Raw genomic sequence first — 19,677 nt, forward strand, 5'->3', positions numbered from 1 at the left:
CAATGAAAATTTTTCAAGCTCTCATTTTAAGTCTGACCATTCTGACTTTCAGCTGCTCTTCACCCGACAAAGGTGAGTCTCAGGAACCAGTAGAAAAAGCAGAGGCGAGAGGAGTGGAACAATCAGAAGAGCAAATTGCTGTAGAAATCAATCGTCTGATGACCGAGCAGGAGGAAGCCTGGAGCTCAGGAGACCTTGAGGCTTTCATGCAACACTACTGGCAAAGCGACTCGTTAGCTTTTATCGGAAGAAGCGGAGTGAATCACGGCTGGCAAACCACTCTGGATAACTACCGAAAGTCTTATCCAGACAAAGCTGCAATGGGTAAACTGACCTTTGATAACCTGAGCATAGAAAAGCTTTCAAGTACACACGCTTACGTTATTGGGAAATGGAATTTAGAGCGGTCCCAAGGAGATCTTTCTGGGCATTACTCTCTTGTTTGGAAGAAGATCGAGGGTGAATGGAAAATCGTAAGTGATCACTCAAGCTGAAAATTGAATTTGAATGAATGACATTACTGCTCCGATAACTTTAATCATAACCGGGATCACAGTACTGGTTTCCTGGAGGGCCTTCAACAATCAGGAGCTGCTCCTGAAGTTTATGATGAATCCCTATCAGGTGAAACATCGAAAGCAGTACTATCGAATTTTATCGCACGGACTCATTCATGCCGATTTCATTCACTTGCTTTTCAACATGTACATTTTCTACATGTTTGGTCAAATGCTCGAGCCTATCTTCACTCAAGAAGAAGTTTTTCAAAGAGTGCTTCCAGGTACGCCCTGGTGGGGAAGTGCAGCCGGAGTTGCTTTTTACATTTTGCTTTATGTGGGAGCTGTAGCCTTTGCTACGTTGCCCTCACTCAAAAATCATAGCGATAATCCAAACTACAATTCACTTGGTGCTTCAGGAGCGGTGTCGGCAATTCTCATGGCTTTTATAGTCTTTCTACCGACTTATCCATTGAGCCTGTTTTTTATTATCCCAATGCCGGCATTTGTAGCTGGTGCTGTATTTTTTATTGCCGAGTATTATCTGAAGAAAAGCCGCATGACCAACATCGCTCACGATGCCCACATCTGGGGAGGTCTTTTTGGACTGGTTTTCATCACCGTTTTAAAACCGCAGGTCTGGGTAAGGTTCTTCAGCCAGGTTTTGGAATACATTCCCTGGATTTGATGAGTTAAAAAAGGAGGAAGGATTTGATTAATCTTGCTCTTCCCGAATTACGTAAACATCCTCGTTGTCACGTTTCATGAAATACTCTTCTCGGGCGAATTTTTCCAGGGTTTGACTGTTTGTTGTCAAATCCTTTAGTGATTCCTTCGCCTTTTTATTTTCCTCCAGGTACCATTCTTTCTGTTCCTGAAGCTGATTTAATTCACTTCTGGTTTCTATCATAAATGGAATGTCGATATCGTGAAAGAAGAGCATCCAAACCACAAAGACGATGCTCGCAATGCTGTACTTGTTTTTGAGATATTTCGGAATCCGGGGGATTTTCATGCACCAAAAATAACGAGAAGAAAAAGAGGAATTGTATTCGGAAACATTTCGTTTCGAACAGATGTGTGTTAAAACCTACGTCTAATTCAAAAAAAAGGGCCACCCAATTGGGCAGCCCTTTAGTTTAAATATGATTTGAGTTAATCTTTGCTGTCTTTCGATTCAGTAGATTCTTCTTTTTCATTGTCCTCACCTTTGGATTTGGCATTCGACTTAGTGTCAGTCGATTTTTTCTTATCGCCTTTTCCAGGGGTTATCTTCACTTTTATTTCCTCGTTTTTCTTGTCGTAGTCAACCAAAATTGAGTCACCTTCTTTGAGGTTGGCATTGATGATTTCCTCTGCCAAAGGATCTTCGAGATACTTCTGGATGGCGCGTTTTAGAGGTCGTGCACCAAACTTCTGATCAAAGCCTTTGTCAGCAATGTAATCTTTGGCTTTATCCGTGAGTTCGATGGTGTAACCAAGTTCCTTCACGCGAACGAAAAGCTTTTCGAGTTCGAGGTCGATGATTTCGTGGATGTGTTCTCTTGTCAAAGAGTTGAATACCACAATGTCATCAATCCTGTTCAGGAATTCTGGAGAGAATGCTTTTTTCATTGCATTTTCGATAACTCCTTTTCGGTCGTCTTCAAGCTTGGCAGATTTGGCCGCAGTTGCGAAACCAACACCTGTACCGAAATCTTGAAGTTGACGAGCACCGAGGTTTGATGTCATAATCATCACCGTGTTTCTAAAGTCGATTTTACGACCCAAGCTATCAGTGAGTACACCGTCATCCAAAGCTTGCAACAGCAGATTGAAAACGTCTGGGTGAGCTTTCTCGATCTCATCCATCAGGATAATCGAGTAGGGGTGTCTTCTAACTTTTTCTGTCAGCTGTCCACCTTCTTCGTAACCGATGTATCCCGGAGGCGCTCCAATCAGACGAGACACTGCAAATTTCTCCATGTACTCACTCATGTCGATTCTGATGAGAGAATCTTCACTGTCGAACATGTATTTAGCAAGTTCCTTGGCGAGCTGTGTTTTACCGACACCAGTTGGTCCAAGGAAAATGAAAGAACCAATCGGCTTGTTCGGATCTTTCAATCCGGCACGATTTCTCTTAATGGCCTTGGCTACCTTTTGAATAGGCGTTTCCTGACCGATTACTTTTCCTTTCAGTTCCTGATCGAGGCGAGCGAGACGGCCACTTTCTTTCTCTGCAATTCGCTGTACAGGAACACCTGTCATCATCGCCACAACTTCACTTACGTGCTCTTCGGTAACCGTTTCTCTGTGGGTTTTCGTTTCCTCTTCCCAGCGTTTTTTGGCCGCATCGAGTTTTTCGATTAGCTGACGCTCTTTGTCGCGAAGTTTTGCAGCCTCTTCGTATTTCTGACTGCGAACCACCTGAGTCTTTTCATCCTTGATGTCCTCGATGTCTTCTTCGATCTCGACAATCTCTTTAGGGACTTTGATGTTTTTGAGGTGAACTCTTGCACCAACTTCATCGAGCGCATCGATCGCCTTGTCCGGCAAGAATCGATCGGTCATGTAGCGCGTGGTCAAAGTAACACAAGCTTTTATCGCCTCGTCAGTGTAGTCTACGCTGTGGTGGCTTTCGTACTTGTCTTTGATATTGTGCAGAATTGTTTCTGTCTGTTCGATTGTAGTAGGTTCTACAATCACTTTTTGGAATCTTCTCTCGAGAGCTCCGTCTTTTTCAATGTGCTGGCGATACTCATCGAGTGTAGTGGCTCCAATGCATTGAATTTCACCACGGGCCAGTGCTGGTTTAAACATGTTTGACGCATCAAGCGAACCGCTTGCGCCACCTGCACCTACAATCGTGTGCAGCTCATCGATGAAGAGAATCACGTTTGGTGATTTTTCCAATTCGTTCATCACAGCCTTCATGCGTTCCTCAAACTGACCGCGATACTTTGTACCTGCAACGAGTGAAGCCACATCAAGAGTCACAATTCTTTTATCGAACAAAACTCTAGAGACTTTCTTCTGGATAATTCTAAGCGCAAGTCCTTCGGCAATGGCCGATTTACCAACGCCAGGTTCACCGATCAGAATCGGGTTGTTTTTCTTTCTCCTGGAAAGGATCTGAGAAACTCTCTCGATCTCCTTTTCGCGTCCGACAATTTGGTCGAGCTTATCTTCCTCAGCCAGTTTTGTGAGGTCACGGCCAAAGTTGTCCAAGACAGGGGTTTTGCTTTTGCTATCACCTTTCTTGGGGTTTCCTCCTCCGGAGCCGCCAGAGAATCCGCGATCGTCATCGTCATCCTGAGCCGAGCCAGGAAACTCCGAACGTGGGATATCCATATCAGAATCTTCTTGTAAAATCATTTCAAATTCTTCTTTTGCAACATCGTAGTCGATGTTGAATTGCATTAGGGTGCGAGTAGCTACATTGTCTTCATCCTTGAGGATAGACAGTAGCAAATGCTCAGTTCCAATTATTGGACTCTTGAAGATTTTCGCTTCCAGATATGTGATTTTCAAAATCTTTTCTGCCTGTTTCACGAGCGGGATGTTTCCCTGAACAGTGCTTTTTGTGGTGTTTGATTGTATTGAGTTTTCCACAAATTTTCTCAACTTTTGAAGGTCAACATTCAATCCCTCGAGGATTTTCACAGCCGTACCTTCACCTTCCCGGATAATTCCGAGCAAAAGGTGCTCCACACCAATGTAGCCATGGCCCAGTCTCAGAGCCTCTTCGCGACTGTAGGTGATGACATCTTTCACACGTGGTGAAAATTTCGCTTCCATAAAACGTTCTCCTATTTTAGTGTTGTGTTGATTTGCTAAATTTAAGGCTTCGAGCACCCATTTTCAAAATTATATTCTCTAATGCTTGTAGGTCTATTCCGACCGGGTTGTTATCCACAGAATTTTGTGAAAAATTTAGCGCTCTAAAAAGGTTAACGAGCGACTCAAAAGCCATATTTTAGCTGCTTGCATTTGTGCACTTCAATATTTGTGCAAAAAATAGAAATAAGACGATATGGCAGAAGGAGAAGGAGAAAGAATAATTCCTATTAACATAGAAGATGAAATGAAATCGGCCTACATCGATTATTCGATGTCCGTTATCGTTTCGCGTGCGCTCCCCGATGTTCGAGATGGCTTGAAGCCCGTTCACCGGAGGATTCTATTTGCAATGGAAGACCTCGGTCTTCTCGCATCAAGGAGCTATAAAAAGTCGGCAAGAATTGTCGGTGAGGTGCTCGGTAAGTACCACCCTCACGGAGATACAGCCGTGTACGATACTATGGTCCGTATGGCCCAAACCTGGTCTCTGCGCTACCCACTGGTAGACGGACAGGGTAACTTCGGATCTGTCGATGGTGACAGTCCGGCAGCAATGCGTTACACCGAGGCTCGACTGCAAAAGATTGCAGAAGAAATGCTTTCGGACCTCGACAAGGATACCGTAGATTTCGTTTACAACTTTGACGACTCACTAAAAGAACCGTCAGTGCTTCCGGCAAAGCTGCCGAGTCTTTTGGTGAATGGAGCAAGCGGAATTGCGGTAGGGATGGCTACAAACATGCCTCCACACAATCTTCGCGAAGTTGTAGATGGAACTATTGCATACATTGATGACAACGACATATCTATTGAAGGATTGATGGAGCACGTGAAAGCTCCTGACTTTCCGACAGGTGGTGTCATCTATGGAGTAGAAGGGGTTAAAGAAGCATTTGAAACCGGTAGAGGTAGAGTAGTAGTTCGTGCCAAAACTCGTTTTGAAGAAACCAAAGCTGGTGGCGAATCAATCATCGTTGAAGAGATTCCATACCTTGTTAATAAGGCCGACATGATCAAGAAGACGGCCGACATGGTAAATGACAAGAAGATCGATGGCATTCGTGAAATTCGCGATGAATCAGATCGTCATGGAATGAGGATCGTTTACGAACTGAAGAGAGATGCCATTCCAAATGTCGTTCTCAACAAGCTTTTCAAATACACTGCTCTCCAGACATCATTCTCTGTAAACAACATTGCGCTTGTGAAAGGTCGCCCAGAGATGCTGAATCTCAAGCTGCTTATTTCACACTTTGTGGAGCATCGCCACGAAGTAGTTGTGAGAAGAACCAAGTTTGAGCTCAAGAAAGCAGAAGACAGAGCGCATATTCTCGAAGGGTTGCTCATTGCACTTGACAATCTGGACGAGGTGATTTCTTTGATTCGAGCGTCTAAAAACCCAGAAGAAGCCAGAACCGGCTTGATGGAGAAGTTTGAATTGTCGGAGCTTCAGGCGAGAGCAATTCTCGATATGCGTCTTCAGAAACTCACTGGACTCGAGAGAGACAAGATCAAAGAGGAGTATGCAGAGCTGATGGAAACCATCAAATATCTGAAGTCTATCCTCGCTGATGAAGGATTGCGTATGCAGATCATCAAAGATGAACTACAGGCAGTGGCCGATAAGTACGGTGATGAAAGAAGATCACAAATTGAGTTCTCTTCTGCTGACCTGAGCATCGAAGACATGATTCCGGATGAATCGGTAGTTGTTACCATCTCACATGCCGGATACATTAAAAGAACTCAACTTACAGAGTATAAAACACAAAGTAGAGGAGGAGTGGGCTCCCGTGGTAGTACCACCAGAAGCGAAGACTTCCTCGAGCACATTTTCACTGCCACAAACCATAACTGGTTGTTGATTTTCACCCAGAAAGGAAAATGTTTTTGGATGAGGATTTTTGAAATTCCAGAAGGATCAAAAACTTCAAAAGGTCGTGCTATCCAAAACCTGATCAATATTGAGCAGGACGACAAGATCATGGCCTACATTTCAGTGAAAGACCTGAAAGACGAGGATTATGTGAACCAATACAATGTAATTCTAGGAACGAAAAAAGGACTGGTGAAAAAGACTTCTCTTGAAGCTTACAGTCGTCCACGTTCTAATGGAATTAATGCAGTTACGATCCGCGACAACGATGAGCTTCTAGAAGCTAAGTTGACCAATGGGGACAATGAAATTTTGCTTGGATTGAAAAGCGGAAAAGCCATCCGTTTCCACGAAAGCAAAGTTCGCGCAGTCGGTAGAACTGCACAGGGAGTGAAGGGAGTGACCCTGGCTCACGATAAAGACGAAGTGATCGGAATGATTTGCGTTGAAGATCCGGAAACTTCAGTTCTGGTAGTTTCTGAAAAAGGATATGGTAAACGCAGTTCTCTCGAAGATTATCGCATCACTAACCGTGGTGGAAAAGGTGTGAAAACCATTAACGTTACGGATAAAACAGGAAGTCTTATCACCATTAAAAACGTGACTGACGAGGACGATTTGATGATTATCAACAAATCAGGAATCACGATTAGGCTGAACGTTTCTGAGATGAGAGTAATGGGCCGTAACACACAGGGTGTGAGACTTATCAACTTGAAAAACTCTGACGAGATAGCTGCTGTTTGCAAAGTAGTTTCCGAAGAAAATGAAGAAGAAATAGAAGACGTTGCAGATGATGTAATTGGCGATGAGGGTGAAAATCCATCACCCGATTCATCTGAAAACGAAGAAAACGAAAACAGCGAAGATTAAAGTCTTCAGAAATATTTGACAAGGCCTCCTGAGAAAGATTTTTCAGGAGGCTTTTTTTTTGAACTGATTAAGGGCTCTGGAAGCAGCCACTTTTTGGAATTGGCAAAGTATTTGCCTTTTGGGCTGTGGAATAATTCATAATTTTACATCCGATGATAAAATGGCGTATGCAGTTAAGATTTACTGCATTTCGCCTGGAACAAAAAAGATCATTTAAAAAACAAATTAATTGACCGATGAAGAAATCACTATTTGTACTGACCTTGATGTTCGTGACAGTGGCAGCCTGGGCACAGCCAGAAGTTACCAAAGCTTATAATGCGAACGATGACGGAGACTATGCAGCTGCGGCAAAGTATATTGAAGAGGCCATTGAAAACGACAGAGCAGCGGGCAAAGAAAAAACCTGGAGATACCGTGGGAACATTTACCTGAATATTGTGAAGTCTGAAGACGAACAACTTCGCAATCAATTTCCACAGGCTTTAGGCAAAGCTCAGAAATCGTACATGAAGGCTCTCGAAATGGGCTCTAACTACGAAGATGTCATCCAGGCTGGACTTCAGCAACTGAGAGTGATAGCTGTTAACTCTGGAATTGCCGACTTCTCATCAAAAGAGTACGAATCTGCTATTGAGAAATTTCAGATCTCTAAAGAGATAACCAATCACTTCGATATGATTGACTCACTCGCCATTTACAACACGGCTTTGTCGTATGAAAAAATGGGGAACCTTGATTCGGCTCTCGTTGGCTACCAAAGGGCAGCAGAGATCAATTACAACGTTCCAACTGTCTATATGTTGATCGCGAGCATTCAGCGTCAGCAAGGCAATGAGGATGCTGCGCTACAAACCGTTAAGGACGCGAGAAAGAAATACCCTGAAGACGAAGCGCTACTAAGAGAAGAGCTCAACTACTATCTATCGAATCAAATGTTTGACGAAGCCAAAAGTCGTCTAAACGAAGCCATAGAGAAAAATCCAGAGGATAAAAATTTATTCTATGCACTTGGAGTAGTTTACGATGAATTAGAAGAAGATGAAAAAGCTGTTGAAGCATATAAATCAGCACTGGAAATAGACCCAGATTACTTTGATGCTAACTTCAACCTCGGAATTCTTTACTACAACAGTGGAGTAGAAATCATTCAGGCAGCTGGAGAAATTCCACCGAGCCAACAAAAGAAATACGAAGCTGAAGTAGCTAAAGCGAAAGACATCTTTAAAAAGGCAGTTCCTTATTTGGAAAAAGCAAAAGAGCTTGAGCCGGAAGACGAGAACACGTTGCGTTCACTGATGGCTATTTATGCCAGAACCAATCAGGACGAAAAATACAAAGCGATTCAAAAGGAACTCGGGATAGAACCTGCTGAAAAGTAGAAATCCCATTTTAGTTTTCATAAAGAAGCCCGGTGAGTTGATCTTATCGGGCTTTTTGTTTGCAGATGATAGAGATAGGCGCTCAGATTAAAATCACCTATTTAACATAATGTTAATTATGTATCTTCCGAGTACCGGTTTTGAGATTTCACCCCTAAACCGAATACAGGATTTTTCCCCTTATTGATTTTTTACTCTGAAGTATTGAAACAGCTAAGTTACATTCGCACATACATTGAAACGCCTATTCCACATGAACAAACATAAACTTCCAGACAGCGGGTACAGAGTAAACTATGAAAAAGACCTTGCCGTTGCCAAAACCCTGCTCAGAATTTATTACAATCGCAAGGTGAAAAGTTCACAGTATTTGAAATAGTCCTCAGTAATTACTTCTGCTTTTTAACAACACTCTCAACTATGGCATCAGATAAAATACCCTGGGATCTGGTAAAAAAATTAGCTGAATTGTATCGCAAGAATCCAGCAGCACTTAAAACTTCGGTAGATGGAAAAATCGAAACATTGCACGGTATAAGATATACCAAAGAAGGGATTGAGGACTTACTCAACCAAACAGGAAAGAATATTACGGAGTTATTCATAATGCCCATTGTGAGGCCTGAAGATGAGAATAAACAGCCAGCTGATCAATTCTTCTCATTTGCCCTGGCAGGAATTGACGATCAAAATAATCTGATCACCGATTTGGTTTTTGAATATGGTGACCCCTGTCCAAAAGCATGTACGGCAAATTACAGAGACGAATTTGGTCTTAACGATTCCGAGTAGCATTAATAAGAATTTTATTGTCCCCACTCATGCTTATATTTAGCATACACTCTTACCTTGGAGTCATTGTGAATACAAGGTATATTTCATATTTCTATATGGTGTTGATCCTGTTGTCGGAATTTACGGCCTTCTCAAGTACCGAAAGCTTTCTGGCTTTAACAAGCTAGCTGTGCAGCTCACATTGTTTAGTGCATTCGTGCAAAACTATATGGTCCTACCTTTTGACTGGGTCACTACTAACCTTCCTCTTTTCCATGCCTTTGCAATAGCAAGTGCTCTCTATTTTGGCTTGATCTACAAAAGGCTTTTCCGAAAATCAATTTTGATAGGAAATATTGTTCTGTATGTATCTTTGGTTTTCGTCCTAATAGAAACTTTAAATAGTTTGTTTTACCAGGGGCTTCACTCGTTTCCATCGTTCAACATAATGTTAACAGCTTCACTCGTCATTGTTTCTTCATTGCTGTATTTCAGGTATTTGCTTCGATTCCCTTCAGAACAGAACATCATCGAGTTTCCACCATTTTGGTTTGTCTCAGGAAATCTCCTTTTCTACTCTGTAAACTTCTGTTTTTTAACCTTTAAACAATATTACGACTCGGCTGGAATTGATACTCCTTCCTACTTTCCAACTTACCTCCTTTCAGCGGGAATTATCATACTTTACGTTTCATATCTCGTTAGCTTCATTAAGGACGCAAAGTCACGTAAAATATTAACTCTTGACCGATGACTGAAGACTTGCTACCACTTTACGTTGGAACCGCACTTTTCAGTATAATGGTTCTTTTCATCATCCTCTTTGTCGTCTCGTATCGTAAGTCGCAAATTAAGTTTCAGCTAGAGCGTCAACAGTACCAGCGTGCCATTCTGCAAACGGAAGTTGAAATTCGGGAACAGACTCTCACAGATATTTCCCGCGACCTGCATGACAACTTTGGGCAGGTTGCTTCGCTCATAAAAATCAATTTGAATCTGCTTTCGGCAAACCTCGAAAAGGACGATCAACTAAAAGTGATTGAGTCCAAGGAATTACTCACACAAATGATTCAGGATATCCGAGAGCTTTCATCCTCCCTACAAGGAGATAAGATTGAAAAGATCGGTCTTGCCGAGAAGATTTCCAGGGATGTCAACAGGGTGAATGCTTCAGGATATATCAAGGTTCAGTTCATAAACGACATTAAAGATTTCACGCCTCCTCCCCACTACTCTATTTTTGTTTATCGTATGTTTCAGGAAATGATCAACAATATTCTGAAGCATTCTGAGGCCAGCGAGGCTGAAGTAAAGCTAGAGGCAAATGAAGGTTCCTTCAAACTATCGGTGAAAGATGATGGCATTGGGATGATGTTAGCAAACAATGGCCATCAAAAAAACAAATCTGGAGGCAATGGATTAAGGAATATAAAAGAGCGTTGTAAGATTATTGGAGCAAAGTATTCGATTGATAGTTCTCCAAATAGCGGTACTTTTATCGAAATAACTCTGCCAAAATAACTCTCATGTCTGAACCTGAAAACAAGGTGGTTAAAATCGCAGTTGTTGACGATCATCAGCTGTTCCGAAAGGGGCTGCGAAACTTAGTTGAAAGTGTAGACGCCAATTTCAAAGTGATTTCAGAAGCTGGAAACGGCAAAGAATTCTTGGCTTCGCTTTCTGAGAACTCTCTACCTGATATCGTAATTCTCGATGTCGATATGCCTGTGATGGACGGTGTGAAAACAACCATTAAAATTCGCGAGTTTGGATACAAGTTCAAAGTCCTGGCTCTTACCATGAAGAATGACGAATCCACCATTATTCGCATGCTGAAAGCGGGTGCAAATGGCTATTTGAGTAAGGACGTAGAACCATCTGAATTACATGAAGCTCTGCTATCTGTGATTACGAACGGAAATTACTTCAACAATGAATTGGCAAGTAAGCTGGTTGAAATTCTCCAAAAACCAGAGAAAAGCATAATGCCTCAACATGAATTGAGCGAACAAGAATTAAGGTTCATCGATCTGGCCTGTTCTGAAGACACCTATCAGCAAATTGCCGATAAGATGTGTTTGAGTATTAAAACAATCGATGGCTACCGTGCAAGGGTTTTCGAGAAGTTGGGTGTCAAATCCAGGGTTGGCCTGGTCATGTACGCACTTAGTAACAACCTTGTGTCGAGCGGTAAATCAAGTTAACTGTTTGCCACTAATTAACAGAAACACAAAAAGAAAATAAATTTAACTACTTAATCAATCCAACTCATTATGAACACTCTTACCAAAGTTTTACTATTCGCGAGTTTAATGTTTTTACTCTCCTGTGGATCAGATTCAAAGAACAATGAGACATCTTCTACAGAAAAAGAAGCTGTAGAAAATGAGACAGAAGAAAAGCCAAAGAAAGAAATCCGCGAAGAGCTCCTCACTGGCGAAGCACAAATAAAAATTGACGATCAGGAGTTTTCTATCACAGAATTTCGGAAGAATAAAACCGAACTAACCTACACAGATGAGAGCATTTCGCTTCGTCTTACAAATGCATCTGATGACAGATACGTAATGGTTCTGCTGACAGGCCCTCAGGTTTATGAAACCAGGCCGTTGACAATTGAAGTTGACCAGGCTAACCCTAAAGCGAGACCCTACGCCAGGGTCACTATGGTGGGTTTTTACAACAAGGATGATGTTCGTGATCAGGTGGTTTTGAAGCAGGGAAGCCTCACAATCAACCAGCTCGATGAAGAATCTCTTGAGCTCGACATCGAGTTCGAAGGTACTGGTGGGAAAGTAATGGATATTAAAAACGAAGACAGTATTCCTATAGAAGGGTCAATTAACATGACCGTGGACAACAAGATTGACGCTCGAAAAAAGGATTAGGCCTGAGTCCTTCTTAAAAACAATAAAGCACAGTCCGTCAGCTTTTGAAGCTTGTCGGCTGTGCTTTTTCATCTTCTTTTGCTTTGGAACGAACTGACTAAAGGAGTTTTTTCACTTTGACTGCGTTCAATCCTTTAGGACCTTTTTCAAGTTCAAAAGATACCCTGTCATTTTCGTAGACATCTTCCAGAAGTCCAGTGACGTGAACAAAGTACTTTTGCTCGCCACCCTTTTCCTTGATAAAACCGTATCCTTTTTCATCATTGAAGAATGCTACAGTTCCTTTTTTTACAGGGTCCTGAGCTTCCAACTCAGATTTTTTAGGTACACCGATCACAATGTCATCGGCATCAATTTCCTCTTTTTTCTTGGGGTCTGGTGGAGTGTCTGATAAGTTGCCGTATTCGTCAACGTAGGCGAACTCTCCTGGCCCCTCGCCTTCTTCAGCTCTGGCTTTGCGCTCTTCTTTGCGCATCAGCTTTTCTTTCTTCTTTCTGGCTTTTTTCTTTTCGCGTTCTTTCTTACTAAAACTTTCTTGAGACTTACCCATTAACTGTTTTTTGATGAATATAAATTACTTGCAAACTGTTTAACCGAAACAGTTTAAGGAAGGGAAAATGCAGAAATCGATCAGAGAGAATTGACCGCAATTTTCGGCAGAAACCGAACAGTAGGAGTTACTTGCCTGAAGGGATTGTAAGCATTTTTCGATGGAGCAAAGATAGAGATAAATACGCTCGACTCCTAACTGTCTAAAAGCCTCTCTATTAGGGCTTTTAAAAAGAAAATGTAATTCGGTCATTAATTTGAACTACATTTGCGCCAATTCTTAGTTGACGTTCTGTCAAGATAGCTCTCCGGCTAAAATCGGATTTCATCATCTTTACTTTCTGTATCGGCTAAGAGCAACGACCTGGAAAAGTTCGTTTGTGCAGCACTGCCCAATTTGGAGCAGCAGAAAATTGTAAAGTAACCTCGAAGATCACTCCGCGCATTGATTTTAGGGTTGTCATAAAACTTTTTCCCTACACTTTTTAACAGGCCTTTTTTCAGCGCGTGAATAAGGCAAAACAAGAACGCAGCTCGATTTAAAAAACATATCGAAGTTGCCAGCAAATTTATATGCAACAATCTTTTAAGAAAAAGCGCAGCAACAAGCCTTTTAATGGTGGAAAGCGTACACAAGGTGGTTTCAACAACCGCAGAAACACCAAGAGTAAAGCAAAACCTTCGAACCTCAATCCCGCTCTTTTGCAACGCAAAGCGTCTGACGTTGAAGTTATTGACTACGAGTCTACAAGGACATTTGAAGACATGCCATTGAGCCCAAAACTCAAGCAGTGCCTGTCTAAGAAAGGATTTGAAAAACCAACTGAAATTCAGGATAAAACCCTGGAAAGCCTTCTGGAAGGACGCGATATCCTCGGAATTGCCCAAACAGGAACTGGAAAGACAGGAGCTTTTCTTATGCCCATCATCGAGCAACTTCAGCAAAACAGAAAGAAATCATTCGCTCTGGTAGTGGTTCCCACAAGAGAACTCGCTGTTCAGGTAGACGATGAATTCAAAAGCATGACCCGCGGAATGGGATTCTTCAGCGCCTGCCTCATCGGTGGAACAAACATTAACAAGGACATTGGATCTCTCCGCAGATCGGTTCATTTGGTAGTGGCCACTCCTGGTCGCTTACTCGATTTAGAGAAGAGAAGAGCTCTCGATCTCAGACAATTCAATACACTGGTTTTGGATGAGTTCGACCGAATGCTCGACATGGGGTTCATCAACGATGTGAAGTCGATTATCAAATCGATGCAGCAACGAAAGCAGACTATGCTTTTCTCTGCAACGCTGGACAAAACGCAGCAACAGATGATTGACAACACCTTGCACAACCCTGTGACAGTTAAAGTGAGCACCGGTGAAGCAACTGGCGATCACATCGACCAGGAAGTGATAAAACTTCAGGTCGGTGAAGACAAGCTCAAGACGTTGATAGACATGGTTTCGGACAAAACTTTCGAGAAGGTACTTGTATTTGATGAGACCAAAAGAAGAGTGAGCAAGCTGTGTGATCAATTGAACAAGGCCGGCATTAGCTCCGATCAAATTCACGGAAACAAGAGTCAAAGCCAGCGTCAACGAGCACTGTCGAAATTCAAAAACGGACAGGTAAAAGTATTGGTAGCTACAGACGTAGCTGCCAGAGGAATTGATGTTTCAGATGTCACTCACGTGATCAACTACCAGATCCCGATGACTTTTGACAGTTACATCCACAGAATTGGTCGAACCGGCCGCGCTGGGAAAGCTGGAAAAGCCTACACCTTCGTCAACTAGTTTGACTGGAAAATAATCAAAAGCCCTGCTCCGATCGATTTCGGAACAGGGCTTTTTTAATTTCTAGGAAACTTAGTCCACTTCGTGAAACCTCTTGTCGCCACACATCCTCACAATCCTCGGTTGAAATTTCCCGATGACATCGACCAGATCTTTCTGTGATTCCATCACATCGTTGATGTTCTTGTAAGCCATTGGTGCCTCATCCAGGCCAGATCCAATCACCTCTACATTTGCTTCTTTAAGATGGTTGGTTACCTCCTTTTTATTCAGCGTTTTCTTTGCCTGAGTTCTGGACATGTTTCTTCCGGCTCCGTGTGCCGCTGAATTGATCGAGGCTTCATCACCTCGTCCTCTAACGATAAAGCCAGGAGCAGTCATCGATCCGGGGATTATTCCCAAAACTCCTTTACCTGCAGGGGTTGCACCTTTTCGGTGAACGATGATCTCGTTTCCTTCCCTGTCCTTTTCTTTCCAGGCGAAGTTGTGGTGGTTTTCTACCATCGCCACAGGATCAGTTCGTAAACCAACTGCCATCCGATCGTGAATCTGGTGGTGACATGCCGAAGCATAATCACCGGCAAGGTTCATAGCACGCCAGTACTCCTGCCCTTCTTCCGAATCCAGATCTAGCCACGCCAGGTGCCTTGCTTCTTTCGGAAGCTTGCACTTTTCCATGGCAATTTTGGTGTAGTGACGGGCGATGTTTGCGCCCAGCCCTCTGGATCCTGAGTGAGAAAGCAGAGCGAGATAACGTCCGACCGGCAGATTGAATTCATTGTTTTCATCAAGGATTTCAGTTACACCGAATTCCACAAAGTGATTTCCTCCTCCGGAAGAACCGATCTGACTTGCTGCACGATCTTTCAAATCACGAATTATTTTAATGTCCTTAAAAAGTTCGTGTTCCAGGATTTCGTGATCCTTTGGCCTCTTGAAAAATTCACGACCAAACTTTGTGTTGTCGATCAGCATCTTTCTCAAGCCTTCTCTTTCTGTGTCGATCATCGATTCCGGTAGTTCATAGATTGACATGCACATTCTACAACCGATGTCCACTCCCACTCCATAAGGGATTACAGAATTTTCAGTAGCCAAAACACCACCAATCGGCAATCCATAACCCTGGTGAGCATCTGGCATCAAGGCTCCGGCTTTAGCAATCGGCAATCTCATAGCCACATCGATCTGACTCAATGCGCCTGCTTCAATCCCTTCAGCTCCATAGACCTTGTACAGATCAGGAGTTTCTCTAAGAGGAAGTACTTGATCCTCCGGTGGGAGAAGTGCTTCCGCCATTTTTCCGACCTTAGAATCAGACACGTATCGCTCCGGAGAAATCAATACCGGTTTCAGTATCATTTTCAAGTCTGATTCGGATTTCTCGGGAAAATGCTCTTCGATTGCTTTTAGCGCCTCACCAAAGGCTTTTCCCTCTGGCATTCCTATTTTTATAAGTAGTTTTGAATTAGATTCCATCTTTTCAAAATTCTGCTTCAAGTTAATAATCATAAGGGACCCACCGTATTGTGGGTCCCATTCATCCATCATTTATCAGGGGCGAAGATGCCCTTCAATTGACTGAGAATTTGACCGTTGCCGGACAAAGTGATCTCGCCAACTTTTTCAGCGATTTTCTCGACATACTCCATCTCTTTCAATTTCAATAGCATGTCATTTTCTTCCATCAATTTTGCTGTGTTCAACAGGCTTCTTGTGGAAGCAGTTTCCTCTCTACGCGTAATCACGTTTGCCTGAGCTTTCTTTTGTGCGATCAGCACCTGGTTCATAATTTCTTTCATTTCACCAGGCAAAATCACATCACGCACACCGCAACTGCAGACCTCGACACCGAGCTTCTCGGAAGACTCTTTCAGCGTTTCCATCACGAATTCTGAAATGCCCTCTTTATTCTCGAGCAGGTTATCCAAAGTCAACTTACCGATGTATTCACGCAGGGCAAACTGCATCAGGATGTAGAGCTGCTTTTCGTATTCCTTATTGTCGATCACTGCCTTGCTCACATCTACCACTCGATATTGCGTGAAGAAGTTAATTCGCAAAGCTGCCTTGTCTTTAGTCAGTATTTCCTGACCAGACACTTCCAGTTGTTGCTGACGCAGGTCAACAGTCTCAACCGAAACGGCTTGATTTGTCTTCCAGAAGTAGTATGAACCTGGCTCCAGGATCTCGCGGATCTTGTTATCGATGATAAGCACACCTTGTTCGTAGCTTTTCACGCCAAAAGACTGGATGTACAAGTGCAGTTCACTTTGACGTGCGAGCGTTTTTACGTCCACCTCTTCAGTCACCTCTGGCTTGGAGAGGTCAATCGTCACGTAGGTGAACTTTTTGTAATCTTTCCAGAATGCATATTCACCCGCGGTGAGAACTCTGTTGAAATTGCCGCTTTCGTATTGAATAACAATTTCGTTATCCGCAACTTCTATCACGTCAAGATTCTCTCTCAACTCTTCGTACTCCAGAAGAATTGACAAATCGATGCTTGGCACAAATCGCTTTGACAATTCGCAAACTACCAGATCATCGAAGAGACCGAGACGATGGTAGCCTCTTTTGATCACTTTTTTCAATTCATCTTTACGAAATACCAAACCGATCTGACCGGCTTTAATTCTCACCTTTTTCATAGCGTGTTTATTTATGGTTTATAACTTCATTTTCATTTAATAGAAAGCAGAGACATCGGATCACCCGGAAAACGCGGAGGCTTGTGTGCTCGTCATCAGAAACCATTAGTTTTTGTCAAGGGGTTTTTACAGTCCGAAACTCATTCTAATTTGAACTTCTTCTCCGTAAGAACCGGCTCTTCAAAAAGTAATGGGATCTTCAAAAGAACATCCTCAAACCTGCTGAGCTATCTCCAGGTTGCTGATTTCAGTCGAGACTTTAATCAACCGACCCGATGTCTGCTGCTTTCAGTGGTGTCATTTTTAGAAGTTGACGTCTTCTTTGAGTTGTGTTAATAGATTTACAGTCTATTAAAATCCACCTTTTGGATTGGTGTTGCTCTACCCACTGAGCTATTCCTGTCAAAGGAAGAGGGATTCGAACCCCCGACTCACAGTTTGGACAATTTTGAAGCATACCGTTACCGGCACTGCGGAGCTATACAGAAACTCACGCCAGGTCTCATGTCCCACTTCCCTTTTGGGGAAGACCTTTAGTGCTGAAAGCACAATGTTTTATCTGATTAAAAGAACTTTCTTTGTGGTCTTGAAACTTCCCCTTTGCTCCTATTCTTTACATCCCTTTGTTTCAATCACGAAGCAAATCTCAACAGGTAGTGCGCAATCTTTTTGCGTAGTAAAAATTAATTTCATTTTTTCATGAAAATTTTCTGCTATGCCTGTCAACCGCAATGCCTTAATCAGATACAAAACCATTGATAACTGCCTGAGAAACAGGTTCAGGAAGTGGACTTTGGAAGATTTAATTGATGCGTGTTCTGATGCGCTTTATGAATATGAAGGAATTGATAAGGGCGTGAGCCGAAGAACTGTGCAGATGGATATCCAGATGATGCGCAGCGAAAAACTGGGATACAATACTCCGATCATAGTCATTGACAAAAAGTTCTACACCTATAAAGACGAGGACTACTCCATCACCAATATTCCACTTACCAATCAGGATCTAGGAAAGCTCACAGAAGTTGTAGACATCCTAAAGCAGTTTAAAGGGTTTACTCACTTTCGGGAACTAAGTGGAATGGTTCAAAAGCTTGAAGACAAGGTCCACGTTTCAAGGACAAACGAGCGACCAGTGATCGACCTGGAGAAAAATGAAGGACTGGTAGGTCTTGAGCACATAGATCCAATTTATAACGCAATCATCAAAAAGAAGACGCTTCGGATTTCTTACCAATCTTTTCGCGCAAGAACTCCGCGAACTTTCAAGTTTCACCCGGCACTTTTGAAAGAGTATCGCAATCGGTGGTTCGTACTCGGAAAAGAAAAGGAAAGTGCCCCCTATACACTTCTCGCACTAGATAGAATTCAGGAATTGAGCGAGCTTCAGGAAGAAGTAATGGATTTCCACATCAGTAATATTTCTGACTTCTTCAAAGATGTGGTTGGGGTAACTGTAAATGAAGGCCAGGAAGCTCAAGAAGTAAAATTACTAATTAGTCATGCAAATGCTCCGTATGTATTAACAAAGCCTATTCACTCCAGTCAGCAGTTGATCGAAAGAAATGACCAGGGCGTCATTATTTCCATTCATGTGAAAACGAACTTCGAGTTGGTGAGAGAGATATTAGGTTTCGGAGACTACATTAAAGTAATTTCACCTCTCAGGTTAAAGCGTTTGATCAGGGATAAACTTGTAAACGCTTTGGACCTATATGACACAGAACTGAACTATAAACAGCTTAAGAGTCTGGACAAGAAGCTAAATGCAAGAGGCTATCAAGTAATAAATCATATCTACACAAGAAAGGAAGTGGCACAAATGGCCAAAATATTAAGGGGCTATGAAGAGAGTATGGATATGAATAAACAATCGACCTATGCTATAAGGTCCCTCATGAAGAAAATACCTGACCTCTATAAAGTTTGTGTTAACGAAAACCTGAAGAGAGTTATAAAAAAACTCGACTCAAAGCTTGAGTTAACAAAAGCCATCTATTTCAACAAAGCTCCTCAATCAAATTGGTATGTTACATGGCATCAGGATGCCACAATCAATGTGAAAGAAAAGAACCACAAAGATGGATTCTCAGGTTGGACCAAAAAAGACACACATTACGGAGTGCGCCCTCCTTTCGAAATTCTCGACAAAACTATTAGCGTTAGAATACATCTGGATCAAACCACTGAGAAAAATGGTGCACTAAAAGTACTCCCGGGCTCTCACAAAAAGATTCTGACGAACTCTGAAGTGACTTTGATAACGGAAAACAGTGAGGCCCAAATTTGCGAAGTTCAACCAGGTGGGGTTCAGTTTATGAAGCCTCTCCTTCTCCACTCTTCCTCGAAATCTTGGTCACACAAAAACCGCAGAGTGATTCACCTTGAATTCAACCCTCTCGAATTGCCTGAAGGAATGGAATGGGCTGAGAGAATTTAATACAGTATTGAAAAGTACGGACCTGACACATTAACAGTCAAACACATCGAGACTGACTCATTTACACTTTTGCTCATTCAGGTTATTTAAATCGCTAAGAGTGCTGACTGCCCTGGGATTCAGTTGAGTGGATTTAG

Annotated in this window: 16 protein-coding genes; 11 read left to right on the top strand and 5 right to left on the bottom strand. The window is 42.5% G+C overall.

Going from position 1 to position 19,677, the window contains the following annotated elements; genetic code table 11:
* Window positions 1–2 precede the first annotated feature (2 nt).
* Both ABHV44_RS05765 and ABHV44_RS05770 read left to right on the top strand, forming a co-directional pair.
* The gene (locus ABHV44_RS05765) at window positions 3–494 is read left to right on the top strand and encodes a YybH family protein (protein WP_459073713.1); all 492 of its coding nucleotides are present in this window, start codon (window positions 3–5) and stop codon (window positions 492–494) included.
* Between the two features lie 13 nt (window positions 495–507).
* The gene (locus ABHV44_RS05770; protein ID WP_459073714.1) at window positions 508–1,185 is read left to right on the top strand and encodes a rhomboid family intramembrane serine protease; all 678 of its coding nucleotides are present in this window, start codon (window positions 508–510) and stop codon (window positions 1,183–1,185) included.
* A gap of 27 nt (window positions 1,186–1,212) precedes the next feature.
* On the opposite strand, the gene ABHV44_RS05775 is transcribed toward ABHV44_RS05770, so the two are convergent.
* Together ABHV44_RS05775 and ABHV44_RS05780 are read right to left on the bottom strand one after the other, a co-directional pair.
* The gene (locus ABHV44_RS05775) at window positions 1,213–1,512 is read right to left on the bottom strand and encodes an FtsB family cell division protein (protein ID WP_459073715.1); all 300 of its coding nucleotides are present in this window, start codon (window positions 1,510–1,512) and stop codon (window positions 1,213–1,215) included.
* A gap of 140 nt (window positions 1,513–1,652) precedes the next feature.
* Entirely contained in the window at window positions 1,653–4,277 is a 2,625-nt protein-coding gene (locus ABHV44_RS05780) for an ATP-dependent Clp protease ATP-binding subunit (protein ID WP_459073716.1), read from the bottom strand.
* A 235-nt stretch (window positions 4,278–4,512) separates the two neighbouring features.
* Between ABHV44_RS05780 and gyrA the strand changes: the two genes are divergently transcribed.
* The 7 genes from gyrA (at window position 4,513) to ABHV44_RS05815 (ending at window position 12,112) form a co-directional block, all read left to right on the top strand.
* Window positions 4,513–7,068, top strand: coding sequence for a DNA gyrase subunit A (gene gyrA / locus ABHV44_RS05785; RefSeq protein WP_459073717.1), 2,556 nt, complete (start codon window positions 4,513–4,515; stop codon window positions 7,066–7,068).
* A 236-nt stretch (window positions 7,069–7,304) separates the two neighbouring features.
* Window positions 7,305–8,450 (top strand): tetratricopeptide repeat protein, encoded by a 1,146-nt coding sequence (locus ABHV44_RS05790; protein ID WP_459073718.1) that lies wholly within the window; start codon window positions 7,305–7,307, stop codon window positions 8,448–8,450.
* A gap of 253 nt (window positions 8,451–8,703) precedes the next feature.
* The gene (locus tag ABHV44_RS05795) at window positions 8,704–8,829 is read left to right on the top strand and encodes a hypothetical protein (RefSeq protein WP_459073719.1); all 126 of its coding nucleotides are present in this window, start codon (window positions 8,704–8,706) and stop codon (window positions 8,827–8,829) included.
* A gap of 41 nt (window positions 8,830–8,870) precedes the next feature.
* Entirely contained in the window at window positions 8,871–9,242 is a 372-nt protein-coding gene (locus tag ABHV44_RS05800; RefSeq protein WP_459073720.1) for a hypothetical protein, read from the top strand.
* 732 nt (window positions 9,243–9,974) lie between these two features.
* Entirely contained in the window at window positions 9,975–10,745 is a 771-nt protein-coding gene (locus tag ABHV44_RS05805; RefSeq protein ID WP_459073721.1) for a sensor histidine kinase, read from the top strand.
* Between the two features lie 5 nt (window positions 10,746–10,750).
* Window positions 10,751–11,428 carry a response regulator gene (locus ABHV44_RS05810; protein ID WP_459073722.1) on the top strand — a complete coding sequence of 226 codons (678 nt, stop codon included), beginning with the start codon at window positions 10,751–10,753 and terminating at the stop codon, window positions 11,426–11,428.
* Window positions 11,429–11,497: 69 nt separating this feature from the next.
* On the top strand, window positions 11,498–12,112 hold the full coding sequence (locus ABHV44_RS05815) for an invasion associated locus B family protein (protein ID WP_459073723.1): 615 nt from the start codon (window positions 11,498–11,500) through the stop codon (window positions 12,110–12,112).
* 97 nt (window positions 12,113–12,209) lie between these two features.
* Here the strand turns inward: ABHV44_RS05815 and ABHV44_RS05820 are convergent, their stop codons facing one another.
* Window positions 12,210–12,662: a cold-shock protein gene (locus ABHV44_RS05820; RefSeq protein WP_459073724.1), complete on the bottom strand. Its 453-nt coding sequence runs from the start codon at window positions 12,660–12,662 to the stop codon at window positions 12,210–12,212.
* A 572-nt stretch (window positions 12,663–13,234) separates the two neighbouring features.
* Here ABHV44_RS05820 and ABHV44_RS05825 point away from each other — a divergent pair.
* Window positions 13,235–14,449: a DEAD/DEAH box helicase gene (locus tag ABHV44_RS05825; protein WP_459073725.1), complete on the top strand. Its 1,215-nt coding sequence runs from the start codon at window positions 13,235–13,237 to the stop codon at window positions 14,447–14,449.
* A 72-nt stretch (window positions 14,450–14,521) separates the two neighbouring features.
* Here the strand turns inward: ABHV44_RS05825 and ABHV44_RS05830 are convergent, their stop codons facing one another.
* On the bottom strand, window positions 14,522–15,928 hold the full coding sequence (locus ABHV44_RS05830; RefSeq protein WP_459073726.1) for an RtcB family protein: 1,407 nt from the start codon (window positions 15,926–15,928) through the stop codon (window positions 14,522–14,524).
* A 68-nt stretch (window positions 15,929–15,996) separates the two neighbouring features.
* Window positions 15,997–17,100, bottom strand: coding sequence for a slipin family protein (locus ABHV44_RS05835; protein WP_459073727.1), 1,104 nt, complete (start codon window positions 17,098–17,100; stop codon window positions 15,997–15,999).
* A gap of 715 nt (window positions 17,101–17,815) precedes the next feature.
* On the opposite strand from ABHV44_RS05835, the gene ABHV44_RS05840 reads away from it, so the two are divergent.
* Window positions 17,816–19,540: a phytanoyl-CoA dioxygenase family protein gene (locus tag ABHV44_RS05840; protein ID WP_459073728.1), complete on the top strand. Its 1,725-nt coding sequence runs from the start codon at window positions 17,816–17,818 to the stop codon at window positions 19,538–19,540.
* Window positions 19,541–19,677: the final 137 nt, after the last annotated feature.

It is taken from the genome of Halocola ammonii (assembly GCF_049334165.1).
Lineage (GTDB): Bacteria > Bacteroidota > Bacteroidia > Flavobacteriales_D > Sanyastnellaceae > JBEGHD01.